At 59.0% G+C, this 15,402-nt stretch carries 17 protein-coding genes; 6 read left to right on the plus strand and 11 right to left on the minus strand.

The annotated features are described in order from the left end of the window. Positions 1 to 88: 88 nt before the first annotated feature. Both NTD84_RS09655 and NTD84_RS09660 read right to left on the minus strand, forming a co-directional pair. Positions 89 to 352: a DUF4404 family protein gene (locus NTD84_RS09655; protein WP_262164916.1), complete on the minus strand. Its 264-nt coding sequence runs from the start codon at positions 350 to 352 to the stop codon at positions 89 to 91. A 125-nt stretch (positions 353 to 477) separates the two neighbouring features. Then, positions 478 to 1,098, minus strand: coding sequence for an HAD family phosphatase (locus tag NTD84_RS09660; RefSeq protein WP_262164917.1), 621 nt, complete (start codon positions 1,096 to 1,098; stop codon positions 478 to 480). A 200-nt stretch (positions 1,099 to 1,298) separates the two neighbouring features. Here NTD84_RS09660 and NTD84_RS09665 point away from each other — a divergent pair, with 200 nt between their 5' ends. Then, entirely contained in the window at positions 1,299 to 1,988 is a 690-nt protein-coding gene (locus NTD84_RS09665) for a VacJ family lipoprotein (protein ID WP_262164918.1), read from the plus strand. A 63-nt stretch (positions 1,989 to 2,051) separates the two neighbouring features. Here the strand turns inward: NTD84_RS09665 and NTD84_RS09670 are convergent, their stop codons facing one another. After that, complete coding sequence (locus tag NTD84_RS09670; protein WP_262164919.1) at positions 2,052 to 2,351, minus strand: PilZ domain-containing protein; 300 nt, start codon at positions 2,349 to 2,351, stop codon at positions 2,052 to 2,054. Between the two features lie 277 nt (positions 2,352 to 2,628). On the opposite strand from NTD84_RS09670, the gene rssB reads away from it, so the two are divergent. Both rssB and rssC read left to right on the plus strand, forming a co-directional pair. Then, entirely contained in the window at positions 2,629 to 3,813 is a 1,185-nt protein-coding gene (rssB, locus tag NTD84_RS09675) for a two-component system response regulator RssB (RefSeq protein ID WP_262164920.1), read from the plus strand. Continuing rightward, on the plus strand, positions 3,810 to 4,292 hold the full coding sequence (gene rssC / locus NTD84_RS09680; protein ID WP_262164921.1) for an anti-sigma factor antagonist RssC: 483 nt from the start codon (positions 3,810 to 3,812) through the stop codon (positions 4,290 to 4,292). Before rssB ends, rssC begins: the two co-directional genes overlap by 4 nt. 71 nt (positions 4,293 to 4,363) lie before the next feature. On the opposite strand, the gene tal is transcribed toward rssC, so the two are convergent. Then, positions 4,364 to 5,290: a transaldolase gene (gene tal / locus NTD84_RS09685; RefSeq protein WP_262164922.1), complete on the minus strand. Its 927-nt coding sequence runs from the start codon at positions 5,288 to 5,290 to the stop codon at positions 4,364 to 4,366. A gap of 178 nt (positions 5,291 to 5,468) precedes the next feature. After that, positions 5,469 to 6,455 (minus strand): tRNA dihydrouridine(20/20a) synthase DusA, encoded by a 987-nt coding sequence (gene dusA / locus NTD84_RS09690; RefSeq protein WP_262164923.1) that lies wholly within the window; start codon positions 6,453 to 6,455, stop codon positions 5,469 to 5,471. Positions 6,456 to 6,688: 233 nt separating this feature from the next. On the opposite strand from dusA, the gene NTD84_RS09695 reads away from it, so the two are divergent. Beyond that, the gene (locus NTD84_RS09695; protein ID WP_262164924.1) at positions 6,689 to 6,907 is read left to right on the plus strand and encodes a hypothetical protein; all 219 of its coding nucleotides are present in this window, start codon (positions 6,689 to 6,691) and stop codon (positions 6,905 to 6,907) included. Between the two features lie 53 nt (positions 6,908 to 6,960). On the opposite strand, the gene NTD84_RS09700 is transcribed toward NTD84_RS09695, so the two are convergent. From NTD84_RS09700 to NTD84_RS09715, 4 genes are all read right to left on the minus strand, one after another. Beyond that, positions 6,961 to 7,722, minus strand: coding sequence for a transporter substrate-binding domain-containing protein (locus NTD84_RS09700; RefSeq protein ID WP_410017340.1), 762 nt, complete (start codon positions 7,720 to 7,722; stop codon positions 6,961 to 6,963). 71 nt (positions 7,723 to 7,793) lie between these two features. Beyond that, positions 7,794 to 8,966 carry a PAS domain-containing sensor histidine kinase gene (locus tag NTD84_RS09705; protein WP_262164926.1) on the minus strand — a complete coding sequence of 391 codons (1,173 nt, stop codon included), beginning with the start codon at positions 8,964 to 8,966 and terminating at the stop codon, positions 7,794 to 7,796. Next, a complete protein-coding gene (locus tag NTD84_RS09710; protein WP_262164927.1) occupies positions 8,956 to 9,771 on the minus strand; it encodes an alpha/beta fold hydrolase in 816 nt (271 codons plus the stop codon). Before NTD84_RS09710 ends, NTD84_RS09705 begins: the two co-directional genes overlap by 11 nt. A 97-nt stretch (positions 9,772 to 9,868) precedes the next feature. Further along, positions 9,869 to 10,573 (minus strand): murein L,D-transpeptidase catalytic domain family protein, encoded by a 705-nt coding sequence (locus NTD84_RS09715; RefSeq protein ID WP_262164928.1) that lies wholly within the window; start codon positions 10,571 to 10,573, stop codon positions 9,869 to 9,871. Between the two features lie 81 nt (positions 10,574 to 10,654). Here NTD84_RS09715 and NTD84_RS09720 point away from each other — a divergent pair, with 81 nt between their 5' ends. Together NTD84_RS09720 and NTD84_RS09725 are read left to right on the plus strand one after the other, a co-directional pair. Further along, the gene (locus NTD84_RS09720) at positions 10,655 to 12,397 is read left to right on the plus strand and encodes a murein L,D-transpeptidase (protein WP_262164929.1); all 1,743 of its coding nucleotides are present in this window, start codon (positions 10,655 to 10,657) and stop codon (positions 12,395 to 12,397) included. A gap of 281 nt (positions 12,398 to 12,678) precedes the next feature. Further along, positions 12,679 to 14,250 carry a GGDEF domain-containing protein gene (locus NTD84_RS09725; RefSeq protein WP_262164930.1) on the plus strand — a complete coding sequence of 524 codons (1,572 nt, stop codon included), beginning with the start codon at positions 12,679 to 12,681 and terminating at the stop codon, positions 14,248 to 14,250. Positions 14,251 to 14,313: 63 nt separating this feature from the next. On the opposite strand, the gene NTD84_RS09730 is transcribed toward NTD84_RS09725, so the two are convergent. Both NTD84_RS09730 and NTD84_RS09735 read right to left on the minus strand, forming a co-directional pair. After that, positions 14,314 to 14,637 carry a hypothetical protein gene (locus NTD84_RS09730; protein WP_262164931.1) on the minus strand — a complete coding sequence of 108 codons (324 nt, stop codon included), beginning with the start codon at positions 14,635 to 14,637 and terminating at the stop codon, positions 14,314 to 14,316. Positions 14,638 to 14,726: 89 nt separating this feature from the next. Then, positions 14,727 to 15,308, minus strand: a complete 582-nt coding sequence (locus NTD84_RS09735) for a GNAT family N-acetyltransferase (RefSeq protein ID WP_262164932.1) — start codon at positions 15,306 to 15,308, stop codon at positions 14,727 to 14,729. Positions 15,309 to 15,402 lie beyond the last annotated feature (94 nt).

The following is a 15,402-nucleotide window of genomic DNA, read 5'->3' on the forward strand; positions in this document are numbered from 1 at the left end:
GCGAGCAAGCTCGCTCCTACAGGGGGCCGTATCGCAGACATGAAAAAGCCCCGCTAACACTGGCAGGGCTTTTTTGTATCCGTGGAATTCAGATCCCCATATTACCCAGGGCCTGCACAATGTTGCGCAGAGTCCCGGCGAGGGTCGGGTGCTCGATTTCGAAGCGTTCCACCGCCAGGTTCACGTTATCGGCGACGCTTGAATCCTGGGTTTTGGTTTCCAGCTGAAGCTCCAGCTCGATTTGTCGCATCAGTTCGTGTAGATCTTCGCGCTCCACTTCAGTCAGTGGCGGATTCTGTTCCAGTTGCTCGCGCAGAGTGTTGAGCTGTTCTTGCAGTTCGCGGGCAGGCATGGCGTTCTTCCTTTTATCGATAGGCACTGGCATAGACCGCGGCAGCACGCCAAAGGTCTATGGCTGACCTGTAGATTAATCCACCCGCGCGCAGCGTGCATGTCTTCATGGGTGTGAGGCTGCGATCAGGGCTTCTCGCCCTTGAAGCGCCGCAGGCTGATGTCTGCCAGACAGGTATCAAGTTCGCCGAGATGATCGATCACCGAATGCACGCCCAGGCTGAACAGCTGCACGGTCGCCTTGCCGCGCAGCTGTTCGCGTTCCTTCTGGCTCAAGGCCTGCCATTCGCGGGGTGCCAGGCCGCAGAGCGAGCCGCAGGACGCCAGGCCTATTGTCCACAACCCGGCATTCAGGCCCGACTGCAGCAGTCGCGGTTCGCCACTGACCAGCACGCAGCCATCGAGTTGCTCGACATGCAGGTCCATCAAGGCTTGCCAGCAGGCATTTGGTGCGGGCCAGGGGTTGATTGTTGCGGGATGTTGCGATGGCTTGATCCATTCCGGCAGGGCAACCGCCAGGGACCGGCTGAGGGGAGGGGGGAGTTCGTCGAGCCAGGCGCACGGAATCCGCTGGCGCTGCAAACTGAGCAGGCTGTCCAGGGCGCCTGGTGTCACCTCGGCGTGTTCGGCAGAAGGCGCGCCGTTCTGGCGCATGCGGGCGCCGAAATCCACCAGGCAACCGCTGAGGCCGAACAGGACGGCGGTCAGACTGGGTGCGGCGAGGGGCAAGGCTTCGGCGTGCGGCATGTCAACGTCCCTGAAATAGCGACAAGGCTAAGCGTTGCCGGTGACAGTTAAGTGACATTGATGTGAATCACTCACTCTCATGGCGAAACATCCGTAGGCCATCGCGCACGGTGCTGCCTAAAGCGGCTTTTCCGTCTTATACTAGCTAGCTCAACGTCCGGGCCAAGACGCCCGTGCCAGTACAATCCAAGGAGTTTTCTATGCGCTGGAGCAATCATCTAGCTCAGCTATCTGTGTGCGCCGGCATGTTGCTGGCTCCGTTTGCTGCCCAGGCAGCCACGGAAGACGACCCTTGGGAAAGCGTTAACCGCCCGATCTACCAGTTCAACGACTTCGTCGACACGTACGCCTTGAAGCCCATTGCTCAGGGCTATCAGTTCGTGACGCCACAGTTTCTGGAAGACGGCATCCACAACATGTTCCGCAACGTCGGTGATGTCACCAACCTTGCCAACAACATCCTGCAAGCCAAACCGGCCGCTGCCGGCGTTGACACTGCGCGGCTGATCTTCAACACCACCTTCGGCCTGCTGGGCTTCTTCGACGTGGGCACCAAGATGGGCCTGAACCGTAGCGATGAAGATTTCGGTCAGACGCTGGGTTACTGGGGTGTAGGAAGCGGTCCCTACGTGATGCTGCCGCTGCTGGGCCCGAGCACCTTGCGTGACGCGCCGGCCAAATTGGTCGACGGCTACACCGGCCCATACCCGTACATTCACGATGTGCCGGTGCGTAACTCGATCTTCGGCCTGAACATTGTTGATACCCGCGCGAGCCTGTTGTCGGCCGAAAAACTGGTCAGCGGCGACAAGTACACCTTTATTCGCAATGCGTACCTGCAGAACCGCGAATTCAAAGTGAAAGACGGCCAGGTCGAAGACGATTTCTGATCACGACCGGCAGAAACGAAAGAAGGCGGCCCAATGGCCGCCTTCTTTCGTTCTGGATCCGGCTTATTTCATCGTCAGGATTGTAAGGCCGAGTTTCTGGCTGCCGCCGTCCTGATCTTTGACCCACACCACTTCGGTCTCGGCTTCGAGGCCTTTCAGGGCCGTGTGATCGGATTCGATCCGCACGCTCAGGCGGTCACCGACCTTGAACGAGCGGGGTGCCTTGACTTGCATGCCACTGCTGGAAAGGTCGATACAGACGGCTGCAACCTCGTCTCCCTGATGAATCAGCGCCACATCGGCGTCGACCCGCATGCGGATGAAATCGCGCTTTTCGCTGTAGTCCCGATCGGTTTGACTCATGGGCTTCATCCTTCCATTGGGTTACGGATTTGTCTGTTCTTATAACTCCCGGTGATTTGACAAGTAAAGACGGCAAGCGACCATCGGCGTGAGCTTGAAACGCCCCGCGGATGGGAGTACCGTCTGCGCCTTAGAAGGGCACCTCTGGTGTGCCTGCGTGTAGGGTAAATGCCCGAAAGCGGTGCGGCAGAGAGGCTAGAAAGCGAATCCAGTAGTGTGAGTCGGGGCAAACCCCCCTGCCTGCTACGCCAACCTAATTCTGGCGCCGTTTGCCCACATGCCAAAAACCAGTGCCACGCTGCTGATAATCGATGATGACGAAGTAGTGCGCGCGAGCCTCGCCGCCTATTTGGAAGACAGTGGTTTCAGCGTCTTGCAGGCCAGCAATGGCCAGCAGGGTCTTCAGGTATTCGAGCAAGACAAGCCCGACTTGGTCATCTGCGATCTGCGCATGCCGCAGATGGGCGGACTCGAACTTATCCGTCAGGTCACCGAGCGGTCACCGCAAACGCCTGTGATTGTGGTGTCGGGTGCTGGCGTGATGAACGACGCGGTCGAAGCGCTGCGCCTCGGCGCGGCGGATTACCTGATCAAGCCTCTCGAAGATCTGGCCGTGCTCGAGCACTCCGTGCGCCGGGCCCTGGATCGTGCGCGCCTGCTGCTCGAAAATCAGCGCTACCGCGAGAAGCTGGAGAAGGCCAACCGTGAGCTGGAAGCCAGCCTGAACCTGCTTCAGGAAGACCAGAACGCCGGTCGCCAGGTGCAGATGAACATGCTGCCGATCAGCCCCTGGACCATCGACGATTTCAAATTTGCGCACCAGATCATCCCGTCGCTGTACCTGTCGGGTGATTTCGTCGACTACTTTCGGGTCGACGAGCGTCGGGTAGCCTTCTACCTGGCGGACGTTTCCGGGCATGGCGCCTCTTCAGCCTTCGTTACCGTGCTGTTGAAGTTCATGACCACGCGCTTGCTGTTCGAGTCCAAGCGCAATGGCACATTGCCGGAATTCAAGCCTTCAGAGGTTCTTGGTCATATCAACCGGGGCCTGATCAGCTGTAAGCTGGGTAAACACGTCACAATGGTCGGTGGAGTCATCGACGAGGAGACAGGTTTGTTGACCTATAGCATCGGCGGTCATTTGCCGTTGCCTGTGTTGTACACGCCAGACAATGTCCGTTATCTGGAAGGTCGTGGTCTGCCGGTGGGCCTCTTCAATGAAGCCACCTACGAAGACCACGTGCTGGAGCTGCCGCCGACGTTCAGCCTGACGCTGATGTCTGATGGCATTCTGGACCTTTTGCCAGAACCGACACTCAAAGAAAAAGAAGCGGCTTTGCCCCAGCGGGTCAAGGCAGCGGGCGGCACCCTGGATGGGCTGCGGCAGGTTTTTGGATTGGCCACGCTAGGGGAGATGCCGGATGATATCGCCCTGTTGGTGTTGAGCAGGAATCTTCAATGAGTACCGGTAGAATCCAGTTCGCCGAGCAGGACGGCACTTTCGTCCTGAAGTTCGTCGGTGAAGTTCGCCTGACCCTGTGTTCGGCGTTGGATGCGACTATTGAGCGGATCTTCACGGCGTTGAACTTCAACTCGATCGTGATCGACCTGACCGAAACCCGTAGCATCGACAGCACCACCCTTGGCCTGCTGGCCAAGCTGTCGATCCTGTCGCGGCAAAAGGTCGGCCTGCTGCCGACCGTCGTCACCACCCACGAAGACATCACCCGGTTGCTGCAGTCCATGGGCTTCGAGCAAGTATTCAATATCGTGGATCGTCCGATCCCATGCCCTGAATGCCTGACCGACCTGCCTGATCAGGACCAGTCCGAAGAAGTGGTGCGGATCAAGGTGCTCGAAGCACACAAGATCCTCATGGGGCTGAACGATTCGAATCGTGAGGCGTTCCATGACCTGGTCAATGCGCTGGAGCGGCACTGATTCCGTAAGCCGTCGCGCATAAAAAAGGGCGAACCTGTGAGGGTTCGCCCTTTTTGCGTTTCGATCAGCCGTTACAGCTTGGCCTGCAACAGCGCCTCAAGCTTCTCCTGGTCCCGGGCAAACTGACGAATGCCCTCAGCCAGTTTCTCGGTCGCCATCGCATCCTCGTTGGACAACCAACGGAACTGCGCTTCGTTCAGGCTCAAACGCGCTTCACCGGCATGACCCGGCGCCAATTTGCGCTCCAGCTTGCCGGTGTCCGCAGCCAGCTTGTCGATCAGATCCGGGCTGATGGTCAAGCGGTCGCAACCGGCCAACTGCTCGATCTGATTCAGATTGCGGAAGCTTGCCCCCATGACCACGGTTTTGTAGTCATTGGCCTTGTAATAGTTGTAGATGCGCGTCACCGACTGCACGCCCGGATCATCCGCGCCGGTGTAGTCGTTGCCGTTGGCCTTTTTGTACCAGTCGTAGATCCGGCCCACGAACGGCGAAATCAGGAACACGCCCGCATCGGCACACGCCGCCGCCTGAGCGAACGAGAACAGCAGCGTCAGGTTGGTCTGGATGCCTTCTTTTTCAAGGATCTCGGCAGCGCGAATGCCTTCCCAGGTGGACGCGATCTTGATCAGCACGCGATCACGGCCAATGCCGGCCTTGTCGTACAGCTCGATCAGTCGGTGCGCACGCTTCAGGACGGCATCTGTGTCGAACGACAGGCGCGCATCCACTTCGGTGGAAATGCGACCCGGGATCACTTTCAGGATTTCTTGCCCTACCGCGACGCCAAAACGGTCGCTGGCCAGGCCCACATCGCCCTTGCAGTCGCTGACGCAAGCGTTCAGCAATTCGGCGTAACCGGTGATGGCCGCTGCTTTGAGCAGCAGGGAGGGGTTGGTGGTAGCGTCGACCGGCTTGACGCGAGCGATCGCTTCGAAGTCGCCGGTGTCGGCAACCACGGTGGTCATTTGCTTGAGTTGTTCCAGCTTTGAAGTCATGGGCGTGCTCTGTCCTATGGGTCTAATGACATTACCCGAGCGCTGACAGCCACTCAAGGGCGCATGTATGTATCGATCGCCCCAGCGGCAACAACCTGAAAACAGCTGTTTGAATGGCGGGGCGGGGTGCTGATAAATACGATGCCAAATCGGGACACAGGTTCAAACCGGGTGACGGTTAGCGTCCTTCAAGCAACTCCGCCGCCTGATCCAGCAACGCCAATGGCTCCTTGGCCTTGTGAATATCCACCGACAACAACTGCCGAAACCGACGAGCCCCCGGAAATCCGGTGCCCAGCCCCAGTACATGCCGGGTGATGTGGTGCATTGAACCGCCGGCGTCGATATGTGCCGCTATATAAGGCCGCAGCTGTGCCAATGCCTCGGCGCGGCTGATGATCGGTGCGGTACTGCCAAACAGTTGCTGGTCCACCTCGGCCATCACATAAGGATTGTGATACGCCTCGCGGCCCAGCATTACGCCATCGAACGTTTGCAAATGTTCGTGGCAGGCTTCCAGCGTCTTGATACCGCCGTTGAGGATGATCTCCAGCTCCGGGAAGTCCGCTTTCAACCGCGCAGCCACGTCATACCGCAGGGGCGGGATGTCGCGGTTTTCCTTCGGCGACAAACCTTCCAGAATCGCGATCCGCGCATGCACCGTAAAACTCGTGCACCCGGCATCGCGAACCGTGCCGACAAAATCACATAACGCTTCGTAACTGTCCCGCCCGTTGATCCCGATCCGATGTTTCACCGTCACCGGAATCGACACCGCATCGCGCATCGCCTTCACGCAATCGGCCACCAGCTGCGGATGCCCCATCAGCACGGCACCGATCATATTGTTCTGCACCCGATCACTCGGGCAGCCGACGTTCAGATTCACCTCGTCATAACCATGGTCCTGCGCCATGCGCGCGCAGGCAGCCAGGTCCAGCGGCACACTGCCACCGAGTTGCAGGGCAAGCGGGTGTTCGGCGTCATTGTGACGCAGGAAACGCTCGTGATCGCCGTTGAGAAGCGCACCGGTGGTGACCATTTCGGTGTAGAGGAGGGCGTGTTTGGAGAGCAGGCGCAGGAAGAAACGGCAGTGGCGGTCTGTCCAGTCCATCATGGGCGCGACGGAAAAACGGCGAGAGGGCGAAGCTGTGTGCTGGGGCATTGGAATCTGAATCAGGAAGGCGAAGGGGCGCAGTTTATCAGGGATGAGGGGGGGGGGCTTGAGAGGATGCTATGAGGCTCACTGGTCGTCGAACAAACCTCTTTGGACTGAAGGCGCCTTACCTGAACCAATCCTGTCGTTCAGACAAATTTCATGATTCGTGTCGACCCTGAGGCCTAGGATTACGACGTAAGCTCGTATTGCCGTGTCCTCAGCTCACAGGAACCCGAAACATGATCTCGAACCTCATCAAAGTCGTGCTGATCGGCGGCGCATTGCTGCTGAGTGCCTGCTCGGGCGTGAGCACCCATGACAATTATTCGGAAGCCGCGCTGCCGTCTGCCGGCTTTGGACCGGGCCCTGCCAGCCACCCCGGCAACATGAATTTCCATGGCAGCGCGCTGGGCAGCAGCTTCGGGGAGTACGGTTCAGGGTTGTTGCACGACGATTAGTTTTCGGGGCAACGGCATAGGTGTTTCTGCCGTTGCACCGTGGGTGGTGACTGCTATTTGGCTTCCGGGGTCGCTATCCACTGCCCCAGAATCTTTTGGTAGTTGCCCGTTACCTTGGCCAGGTGCAGCCACTGATCGACGTACAACTTCCACGTCATGTCATCACGCGGCAGCAAATAGGCCTTCTCGCCATACTGCATGAACTGGCTCGGGTTCACCGCGCACAAACCGGGTTTCAGTTTCTGCTGATACAGCGCTTCCGAGGCATCGGTCATCATTACGTCAGCTTTTTTATCCAGCAACTCCTGGAAAATAGTCACGTTGTCGTGCAATTGCAGCTGCGCCTTGGGCAGGTAGGCGTGCACAAAGGCTTCGTTGGTGCCGCCGGCCGGTTCAACCAGTCGAACGGAAGGCTGGTTGATCTGCTCGACGGTCTGGTACAGCGCCTGATCCTCGCAGCGTACCAGCGGGACTTTGCCGTCGACGTCCAGCGTGGTGCTGAAGAAGGCTTTTTTCTGCCGTTCCAGGGTGACCGAGATCCCGCCCATGCCGATGTCGCATTTGCCTGCCAACAAGTCGGGCATGAGGGTTTTCCAGGTGGTCTGCACCCAGTCGACCTTGACGCCCAGGCTGTCGGCTAGCGAGCGGGCCATCGTTATGTCGATCCCGGAATATTCGCCGTCTTCGGCCTTGAAGGTGTACGGCTTGTAATCGCCTGTGGTGCAGACGCGCAGTTGTCCTTGCTGGATGACGCTGTCCAGATGCGAGTTTTCTGCGTGAACACCAAACGTAAGAGCGAGCAAGCCGCCAAACATCAGTGAACGTTTCATGGTTTTCATCGTTAACCCGCTTCCTTGTTGGCTTGGATTGATTGTCGGCGTAAGGCCTAGATTGAGGCGCTGGCCAACGGCAAATAAACCCTGAACACCGTCCCGTCCTCCAGGCTCGAACTCACCGAGACATTGCCGCCATGAGCCAGGGCGATTTCCCGGACGATGAACAATCCAAGCCCCACGCTGCGCACGTCACTGTCAGTCTCGGTGCCGCGAGTCATTGGCTCGAACAGCACGGCCATCAGCGTCTGCGGGATGACCGGCCCGTGGTTATGTACCGACACAACGGCCTGTCCGTCTTCGAGGCGGGAAGTCACAGTGATTGGCTGTTTCAAATCGCCGTAAGCCACGCTGTTGGCCACCAGGTTGCCGATGATTTGCTGCACGCGATCGGCATCTAGAAAAGCTGAGCCGGAACCAGAAGAGTTGTGCAGCAGCGATGCGTTCGGAAATGCAACGCGCAGCTCGTCGACGCTGTGACTGACGAAGGCATGCAAATCTTGCGGGGAAGGAGAGATCGCAATGCCGCTTCCAACCCTGGCCAATGCGAAGTCCAGCAGATCGGCAATCATGCGCTCGGCGCGGTCTGCTGACTGGCTGATGTGGCTGAGCAGTTTGGTTTCCTTGGCGCTGCGCTCACCTCGAGCCAGGATGTCCGATGCCATTTTGATCGCGGTCAGCGGGTTTTTCAGGTCGTGACTGACGATGGCGACCATCTGCTCGGCAAACGAAGCGCGGCGCTGGGCTTTTTCGTAGGCCAGGTTCAGTTCAGCCTGCGCCTGCTGGAGAGCGGTTTCCGCAGCGGTTTTTTCACGCAGCAGGCCTTCGGCGATTTTTCGGGCGTTGAGCAGTTCACGTTCGTACTTGTCGCGGTCGGTGGTGCCGAACAGTGCCAATTCGTTGAATGCACCGCTGGCGTGCTCGCGCCGGACGCCGTTGAGCAGCATGGTGACGATGCGTTTGTCTTGATGAATAAGGTCAAGTTTGACTTCAGCGACCGAGCCTTGCATGCGCATCAGCGGCGCCCAGTGGGTCTGATGAAAAATCCGCCCGCCCATGGTCAGCAGGTTCTGAAAGCGCTGGCCGTGCAGTTCCTGCTGACTGAAGCCGACCCAACTGCTGAACGTTTGGTTACAGCGCAGGATCGTGCCGTCCTCTTTCGTCACTACCAGGCCGCACGGGGCTTCTTCGAAGAGGGTTTGCGGATCCAGAAGATCAGTCGTCATGCGCGCCTTCCCACGCTGACAGGAAACTGTCCATCGCTTCAGTGCAAGCGCTCGGGGCGCTCATGTGCGGGCAATGGCCGACGTTGTCTACCAGGCGATACGTACTGTTGGGGAGTACCGCGTGCAGGTATTCGCCCACGGTAACGGGGGCGATCAGATCGTCGGTGGATTGCAGTATCAACGTCGGCGTGGTCAGTCCGGCAACGTCCCGGCGGTTGTCCGACATGAACGTCACGCGCGCGAACTGCTTGGCGATCTCCGGTTCGGTGCGGCAGAAGCTGTTGGTGAGTTCTTCGCCCAGCGCCGGTTGCCCCGGGGCACCCATGATCACCGGGGCCATGGTGCTGGACCAGCCGAGATAATTGCTGTCGAGGGTATCGAGCAATGAATGGATGTCTTCGCCTGTGAAACCGCCTACATAACCATTGGAATCGATGTAGCAGGGCGATGGACCAATCATCACGTGGGCGGCAATGCGGCCGGGAGACTGGCGATCGGCCAGTGCACCGATCATGGCGCTCACGGAATGACCGACCAGAATCACCGGGCCGGTGGCGTATTGATCGATGATTTCACCGAGGTCCTGCGCGTAACCGGCCAGCGAGTTGTACTTTGCCTTGTCGTAGGCGCTCAGGTCCGACTGTCCCGCGCCAACCAGGTCATACATCACTACGCGGAAACGTGAGGTGAAGTTCTTGAACAGATAACTCCACATGGTCTGATCGCAACCAAAGCCATGGGAAAAAATCAGCGTCGACGGACCGTCACCCATCACTTTTATGTTGTTGCGATGTTGAAGGTCCATGCGTGTCTTCCCGAGCGTGCCAAAGGTATTTCTGGCGTGTTCGGCAGTTTAGATAGTCCGGGGCATCCGGTCACGCGTTGCCCGTAGAAAGTCGGTGTCAGCGGTTGCGTGTGGATTTCGCCTCCGCGGCCACCGTCCCGCTGCCGCAATTGATATACGAGGACGACTTCAACCAACGCTGATCCGGGTAGTAAGAAAACAACAGTTGTCCGTCTTTCATCGAATCAATCAACCTGTGCGCAATGGCCGGCCGCACCGCAGGGCAACCCAGGCTGCGCCCAATCCGGCCGTTTGCCCGCGCCAGCACCGGGCTGACATAAGGCGCGCCATGAATCACGATCGCGCGGTCAAACGCGTTGTCGTTGAAACCTGGCTCGAGTCCTTCCATGCGCAGCGAATAACCGTTTTGTCCAACATAACTCTGTTGCGTGCGATACAACCCGAGGCTGGTGGCGAAGCTCTCATTCTGATTGGAAAAATTGACAGCCATGTTTTCGCCGCTATTCCGGCCGTGGGCGACGAGCTCATGAAACAGCAATTTGCGCTTCTTTAAATCGAACACCCACAGGCGTTGCTCGGTCGAAGGCAGTGAATAGTCAATGATCGCAAGTCTTTGGACAGGCGCAGCGCCTTGAGCGATGCTGCACTGCGAGGCCCGAACGGCGAGGTTGATGACGCTGGCATTGGCTTTCGGCGCCGCTTTGATGAGGGCGGCCGCAAGCGAATCGGCGTAGGCTGACGGTACGGACATTGCAGCCAGAAGCAGGCCCGGCAATAGAAAGCCAAAACGTAGTAGCGCCATAGAGATGTCTCATCATGTTAAGTTCGAGTCTAGCAGCGTGTTGAAAGTCGGGCGTTGAATGCGGGAGATTAAGGATTATTCATGGTGCGTTTAACAAGGTTATTCGTCATAAGCCGCGTTTTTTTTATGGGCTTTCTGATCAGCGGCACTGCGCTTGCAGAAACTTCGCCGATTGAGCAGGTAACTGCACCTAGTTCCGTTATGGATGCGGCAGCGGAGGATAATGTCGGTCAAGCCATCCAGGCATCGCTCGAACCGCTGAAAACTGCGTTTCCGCCACTGTTGACGGCTCCACGTAACCGGCGCGTCGACGTCAGCCGTTTGGTCATGGACTTCTATACCCATCGCGCTTATCGCGCAGCATGGGCCAGTGACAGCGATGTCGCACAATTGATCGCCAGCCTCAACGCGACCGACGTGGACGGTTTGAACCCGGCGGATTTTCACATTGACGAGCTGGTGCAGTCCCAGGCCGCGATGCAATCCACTGCGGTCACGCCCGAGCAGCGCGCGGCATTTGATCTGGCAACGACCCATACCTTTATCACCGCACTGCTGCAGTTGCGGCGGGGTAAGGTCGATCCGTCGCGACTCGACATGCATTGGAATTTTGACGCGAATGGCGTCGACCCCCGCGACGACGTCAATGCATTTTTCGCGGCGCTCGACAGCCACGACGTGGCGAAGGCCTTTGCGATCGCACCGCCGCAAGAGGCGGTGTATAGCGGATTGCGTCAGGCGCTGGCGCAACTACGGGGCATCCGCGAACGCGGCGGGTGGCCAAAAGTAGTGGTAGATCATTCGCTCAAGCCTGGCATGGACGAACCGGCCGTGGCGCAATTACGCGCGAGAATGGTTGCGGCAGGTTTCCTTGACCCGCGTTTGATCCATGGCACCAAATACGACGGTGCCGTCACCGCAGCGGTGAAAAAGTATCAGACCGAGCAGTACCTTGGCGCTGACGGCATGGCGGGGGCGACCACGCTGGAGGCGTTGAATGTGCCGGTTGACGCGCGCATCGACCAGGTCCGGGTCAACATGGAACGGGCGCGCTGGCTGCTTTATAAACTGCAAGGCACGTTTGTTATTGTCGATATCGCCGGCTACAAAGTCGCTATGTACCGCGATGGTCAACCGATCTGGCGCTCCCGGGTGCAGGTCGGCAAGACTGCTCGCAATACGCCGATTTTCCAGGCGCAGATTACCTACATCACGTTCAACCCGACCTGGACCGTGCCGCCAACAATCCTCAAGGAAGACGTGCTGCCGAAAATCCAGAGCAATCCCGGTTATCTGGCCGCTAACCGCATTCGCGTGATCGATCGCGAGGGCAACGAGCTGAACCCATCGACCGTGGACTGGACCAACCCGCGCGGGATCAGTCTGCGTCAGGACGCCGGGCCTGAGAGTTCACTGGGTCAAGTGGTGATCCGCTTCCCCAACGACTACGCGATTTACCTGCACGACACGCCGCATCGCGAGCTGTTCGCCAAGACTGTCCGAGCGACCAGCTCGGGTTGCATCCGCGTTGAGAACCCTCTGCAACTGGTGGAGCTGTTGTTCAACGACCCGGTTAAATGGAACAGCGCCGGTATTCAGAAACAGCTGGCGAATGGCAAGACCGAAAACATTCGCCTTCCGGTGAAAGTGCCTGTGTTACTGGCTTATTGGACTGTCGATCTGGGCAGTGACGGGCGCGTGGCGTTTAAACCGGATGTGTACGGCTACGATGCGCCAGTACTGAAGGCGTTGAACCGGCCCGCGCAGATACCGGTGCTGAATTTACATGCCGCGACGGCTTCCACGGGGACTGGCCAGCATTAGATCAAGGGCGCACAGGACGACGTCAGCCGTTCGGCGCTTGCGCCAGGGTAGATAAATGGCTTCGCCTAACCTTTGATTTACCGGAAATTCTCCGGTGCTTACAAGGAAGGTGTGGCATGACTTCATTAAAGTTCGGCGCGTCCATCCTGTTGGTATGCCTGGCACAATGCCATGCGACACCTGTCCAGCGGACAATTGCCCCGTACCAGCTCGTAGACTAAGCTCGCAGGCTTTAAGGGTTTTGGGCCTTCGCCCATGCCTTACCCTTGCAGGACGAGCGTTTGCCTATCTCCCACGACGACCCGCGCCACGCCAGTGGTGCCGCATTGAAACGGCTGCCCCTGCGCAAGGCCGCGGTGCTGTTTATTGTGGTGGTGTGTCTGTGCCTGTGCGGTTTGCTGTACCTGCAACTGGAGCAATCGCGCCGGCACGATCTGGCGGTGGCCGAGGTCGCGTCCTCGAACCTGACGCGGGCCATGGCACAGCAGGCTGAAGACACGTTCATGAAAGCCGATCTGGTGCTGACCAGCCTGACGGACTGGATTCAGGCCGACGGTTTCGGCCCCGAGCAGATACCACGGCTACAAAAGACATTCGCCCGACGGGTGCAGGCGCTGAGCCAGCTGCACGGCATTTTCCTGTTCGATCAGAAGGGGCAATGGGTCGCCACCTCATTCGATGACATGCCTCGTGGTCCGGGCGTGGCGGACCGCGAATACTTCCTGTTTCACCAGCAGAACGTGTCCTCCGTGGCGCACATCGGGCCGGCGATTCGCAGCCGCAAGAATGACGAGTGGATCATCCCGGTTTCCAAGCGGGTGAACGACAAGGATGGCCATTTCCAGGGCGTTTTGTTGGCCGGGATCAAAATGTCCTACTTCGATCAGTTTTTTAAAAGCTTCAGTCTCGACGATGACGGCTCGATGTTTCTCGCGCTGACCGACGGGACGTTGCTGGCGCGACGGCCGTTTGTCGAGGCGCAGATTGGCCGGTCGCTGGCCAAGGGCGAGATCTTCAGCAAGCACCTGGCCGGTGCGATGTCCGGCAACGCCATGATCGGTTCGGTACTCGATGGCACCGTGCGCTTGTACGGTTACCGGCAACTCGATGCATATCCGGTGGTGGTGTCCGCGGCGTCGTCGCGGGAATCGATTCTCAAGGGGTGGTACGACACCGCGTTCCAGTCCAGCGTCATCGTCGCGCTGGTGGTGCTGGGCGTGGGCTTGTTCGGCTGGGTGTTCGTGCGGCAGGTGCGTCTGGGCGAACGGGTCGAGAAGGATTTGCGCAAGGCCAAGGAAGCGTTGAAGCTGATCGCCACCCACGACAGCCTGACCGGGCTGGCCAATCGCCGCCTGTTCGAGCAGGCGCTGGAGATCGAGTTCGGTCGTGGCATTCGCCAGTCCAGTTCGCTGGGGCTGATCATGCTCGATATCGACTACTTCAAACGATACAACGACGCTTACGGGCACGTGGTGGGTGACCATTGCCTGACGGAAGTGGCGAGGGCGGTGAAGGGTTGCTGTCATCGCCCTGTCGATCTGGCGGTGCGCTATGGCGGCGAAGAGTTCGCGGTGTTGTTGCCGGACACCGATATTCATGGCGCGCTGGTGATCGCCGAACAGATCCGCCGCAGCGTCATGGCCAGGCACATCAATCACAGCGGCTCTCCCAACGGTTTTGTCACCGTCAGCCTCGGCTGCTATGCGTTCGTCCCGACCCGACTGGACAGCACGGAAGTCTTCATAGGCCGCGCGGACGCTGCGCTGTATCAGGCCAAGCGTTCGGGGCGCAACCGTTCAGCCGTGTTGTCGATGGAAAGCGGCGTCGGCGAATTGATGCGCTCCGATCGTTAGGGCGACTTAAACACTGATCATTAAGCGACCGGTGATTGCACTTCACGGATCGCTTTTATGCGTTCAGCTGCCTGTTCCGCCACCGGCACCCCCGGTCCCGCCACCTGCCGCTCCGGTGCCGCCACCCGCACCTGAGCCGCTGCCGCCGCCTGCTCCGCCCATGCTGCCGGAGCTGCTGTTCGAGGAGCCCGAACCGCTGGTGCCGCTACTGCCACTTTGGCCACCGGTCGGTGTGCCGGGGTTGTTGTTGGGCGCCATCGTCGAGCCGCCTGTCGAGCCGGATTTGGTGCCAGAGGCGTCAGCGCCGTCGCCGGTGGCGGCGATCGCGGTGGCAGAGGCCGCCAACAGACTTGCCAGCAACAGTGAAGTGATTTTGATGTTCATCATGGTGCGTCTCCAAAGATGAGTCGGTACCTGATGTTGGTGTGGAACGGCGGCTGATTGGTGCCGATTGGATGACGAGCGGTCAGCGCCGGTTAGCGAAGGTCCGCAAGCTTTTGTTCGAGACTCTGCCGTACCGACGGCCATTCCTCATCAATGATGCTGAAGCGCACCGAGTTGCGCTTGCGGCCATCCGGCATGATCCGCTCGTGGCGCACGATGCCTTCCTGCTGCGCCCCGAGCCTGAGGATCGCACTGCGTGATTTCTGGTTGTTTTCGTCGGTGGTGAATTGCACGCGCACGCAGTCCAGTCTGTCGAAGGCATGGCACAGCATCAGGTATTTGGCTTCGGTGTTGACGAAGGTTTTTTGCCAGCGCGCCGAGATCCAGCTGCTGCCGATTTCGAGCTTGCGGTTGAGCCGGTCAATTTTCCAGAACCGCGTTGAACCGATGACTTCGCCCGTATCGTTGAGCACGATGGCAAAGGGCAGGACCGTCCCGGCGTCGCGTCCGTCGAGGGCTTTTTTCAGGTAGCTGTCGACAGTGGTCGGGGAGGGCACGACGGTGACGGTCAGGTTCCACAGTTCGCCGTCGGTGGCAGCGTGGACCAATGCGTCGGCATCGCTGTATTGCAGCGGGCGCAGGCTGATTCGGTTGCCCTTGAGGGTGGTGTCCATGATGTCTTTTTTCTCGGCGGCTCAGGCGGGGTGTCAGGTGCCCTATTACGACGCACTTGCAGTAGCCGACGCAACCACCGGGAGGCTTCGGGGT

The organism is Pseudomonas sp. 14P_8.1_Bac3, assembly GCF_025466085.1.
Taxonomy (GTDB): Bacteria; Pseudomonadota; Gammaproteobacteria; order Pseudomonadales; family Pseudomonadaceae; genus Aquipseudomonas.

Bases quoted from the DNA above. Each gene is read 5' to 3' on its own strand.
- NTD84_RS09710 (WP_262164927.1), bottom strand. From the start codon at position 9,771: ATGGACCTTCAACATCGCAACAACATAAAAGTGATGGGTGACGGTCCG.
- rssC (WP_262164921.1), top strand. From the start codon at position 3,810: ATGAGTACCGGTAGAATCCAGTTCGCCGAGCAGGACGGCACTTTCGTC.
- NTD84_RS09670 (WP_262164919.1), bottom strand. From the start codon at position 2,351: ATGAGTCAAACCGATCGGGACTACAGCGAAAAGCGCGATTTCATCCGC.
- dusA (WP_262164923.1), bottom strand. From the start codon at position 6,455: ATGCCCCAGCACACAGCTTCGCCCTCTCGCCGTTTTTCCGTCGCGCCC.
- NTD84_RS09720 (WP_262164929.1), top strand. From the start codon at position 10,655: ATGGTGCGTTTAACAAGGTTATTCGTCATAAGCCGCGTTTTTTTTATG.
- NTD84_RS09705 (WP_262164926.1), bottom strand. From the start codon at position 8,966: ATGACGACTGATCTTCTGGATCCGCAAACCCTCTTCGAAGAAGCCCCG.
- NTD84_RS09730 (WP_262164931.1), bottom strand. From the start codon at position 14,637: ATGATGAACATCAAAATCACTTCACTGTTGCTGGCAAGTCTGTTGGCG.
- NTD84_RS09665 (WP_262164918.1), top strand. From the start codon at position 1,299: ATGCGCTGGAGCAATCATCTAGCTCAGCTATCTGTGTGCGCCGGCATG.
- NTD84_RS09695 (WP_262164924.1), top strand. From the start codon at position 6,689: ATGATCTCGAACCTCATCAAAGTCGTGCTGATCGGCGGCGCATTGCTG.
- NTD84_RS09700 (WP_410017340.1), bottom strand. From the start codon at position 7,722: ATGTTTGGCGGCTTGCTCGCTCTTACGTTTGGTGTTCACGCAGAAAAC.
- NTD84_RS09660 (WP_262164917.1), bottom strand. From the start codon at position 1,098: ATGCCGCACGCCGAAGCCTTGCCCCTCGCCGCACCCAGTCTGACCGCC.
- NTD84_RS09655 (WP_262164916.1), bottom strand. From the start codon at position 352: ATGCCTGCCCGCGAACTGCAAGAACAGCTCAACACTCTGCGCGAGCAA.
- NTD84_RS09735 (WP_262164932.1), bottom strand. From the start codon at position 15,308: ATGGACACCACCCTCAAGGGCAACCGAATCAGCCTGCGCCCGCTGCAA.
- tal (WP_262164922.1), bottom strand. From the start codon at position 5,290: ATGACTTCAAAGCTGGAACAACTCAAGCAAATGACCACCGTGGTTGCC.
- rssB (WP_262164920.1), top strand. From the start codon at position 2,629: ATGCCAAAAACCAGTGCCACGCTGCTGATAATCGATGATGACGAAGTA.
- NTD84_RS09715 (WP_262164928.1), bottom strand. From the start codon at position 10,573: ATGGCGCTACTACGTTTTGGCTTTCTATTGCCGGGCCTGCTTCTGGCT.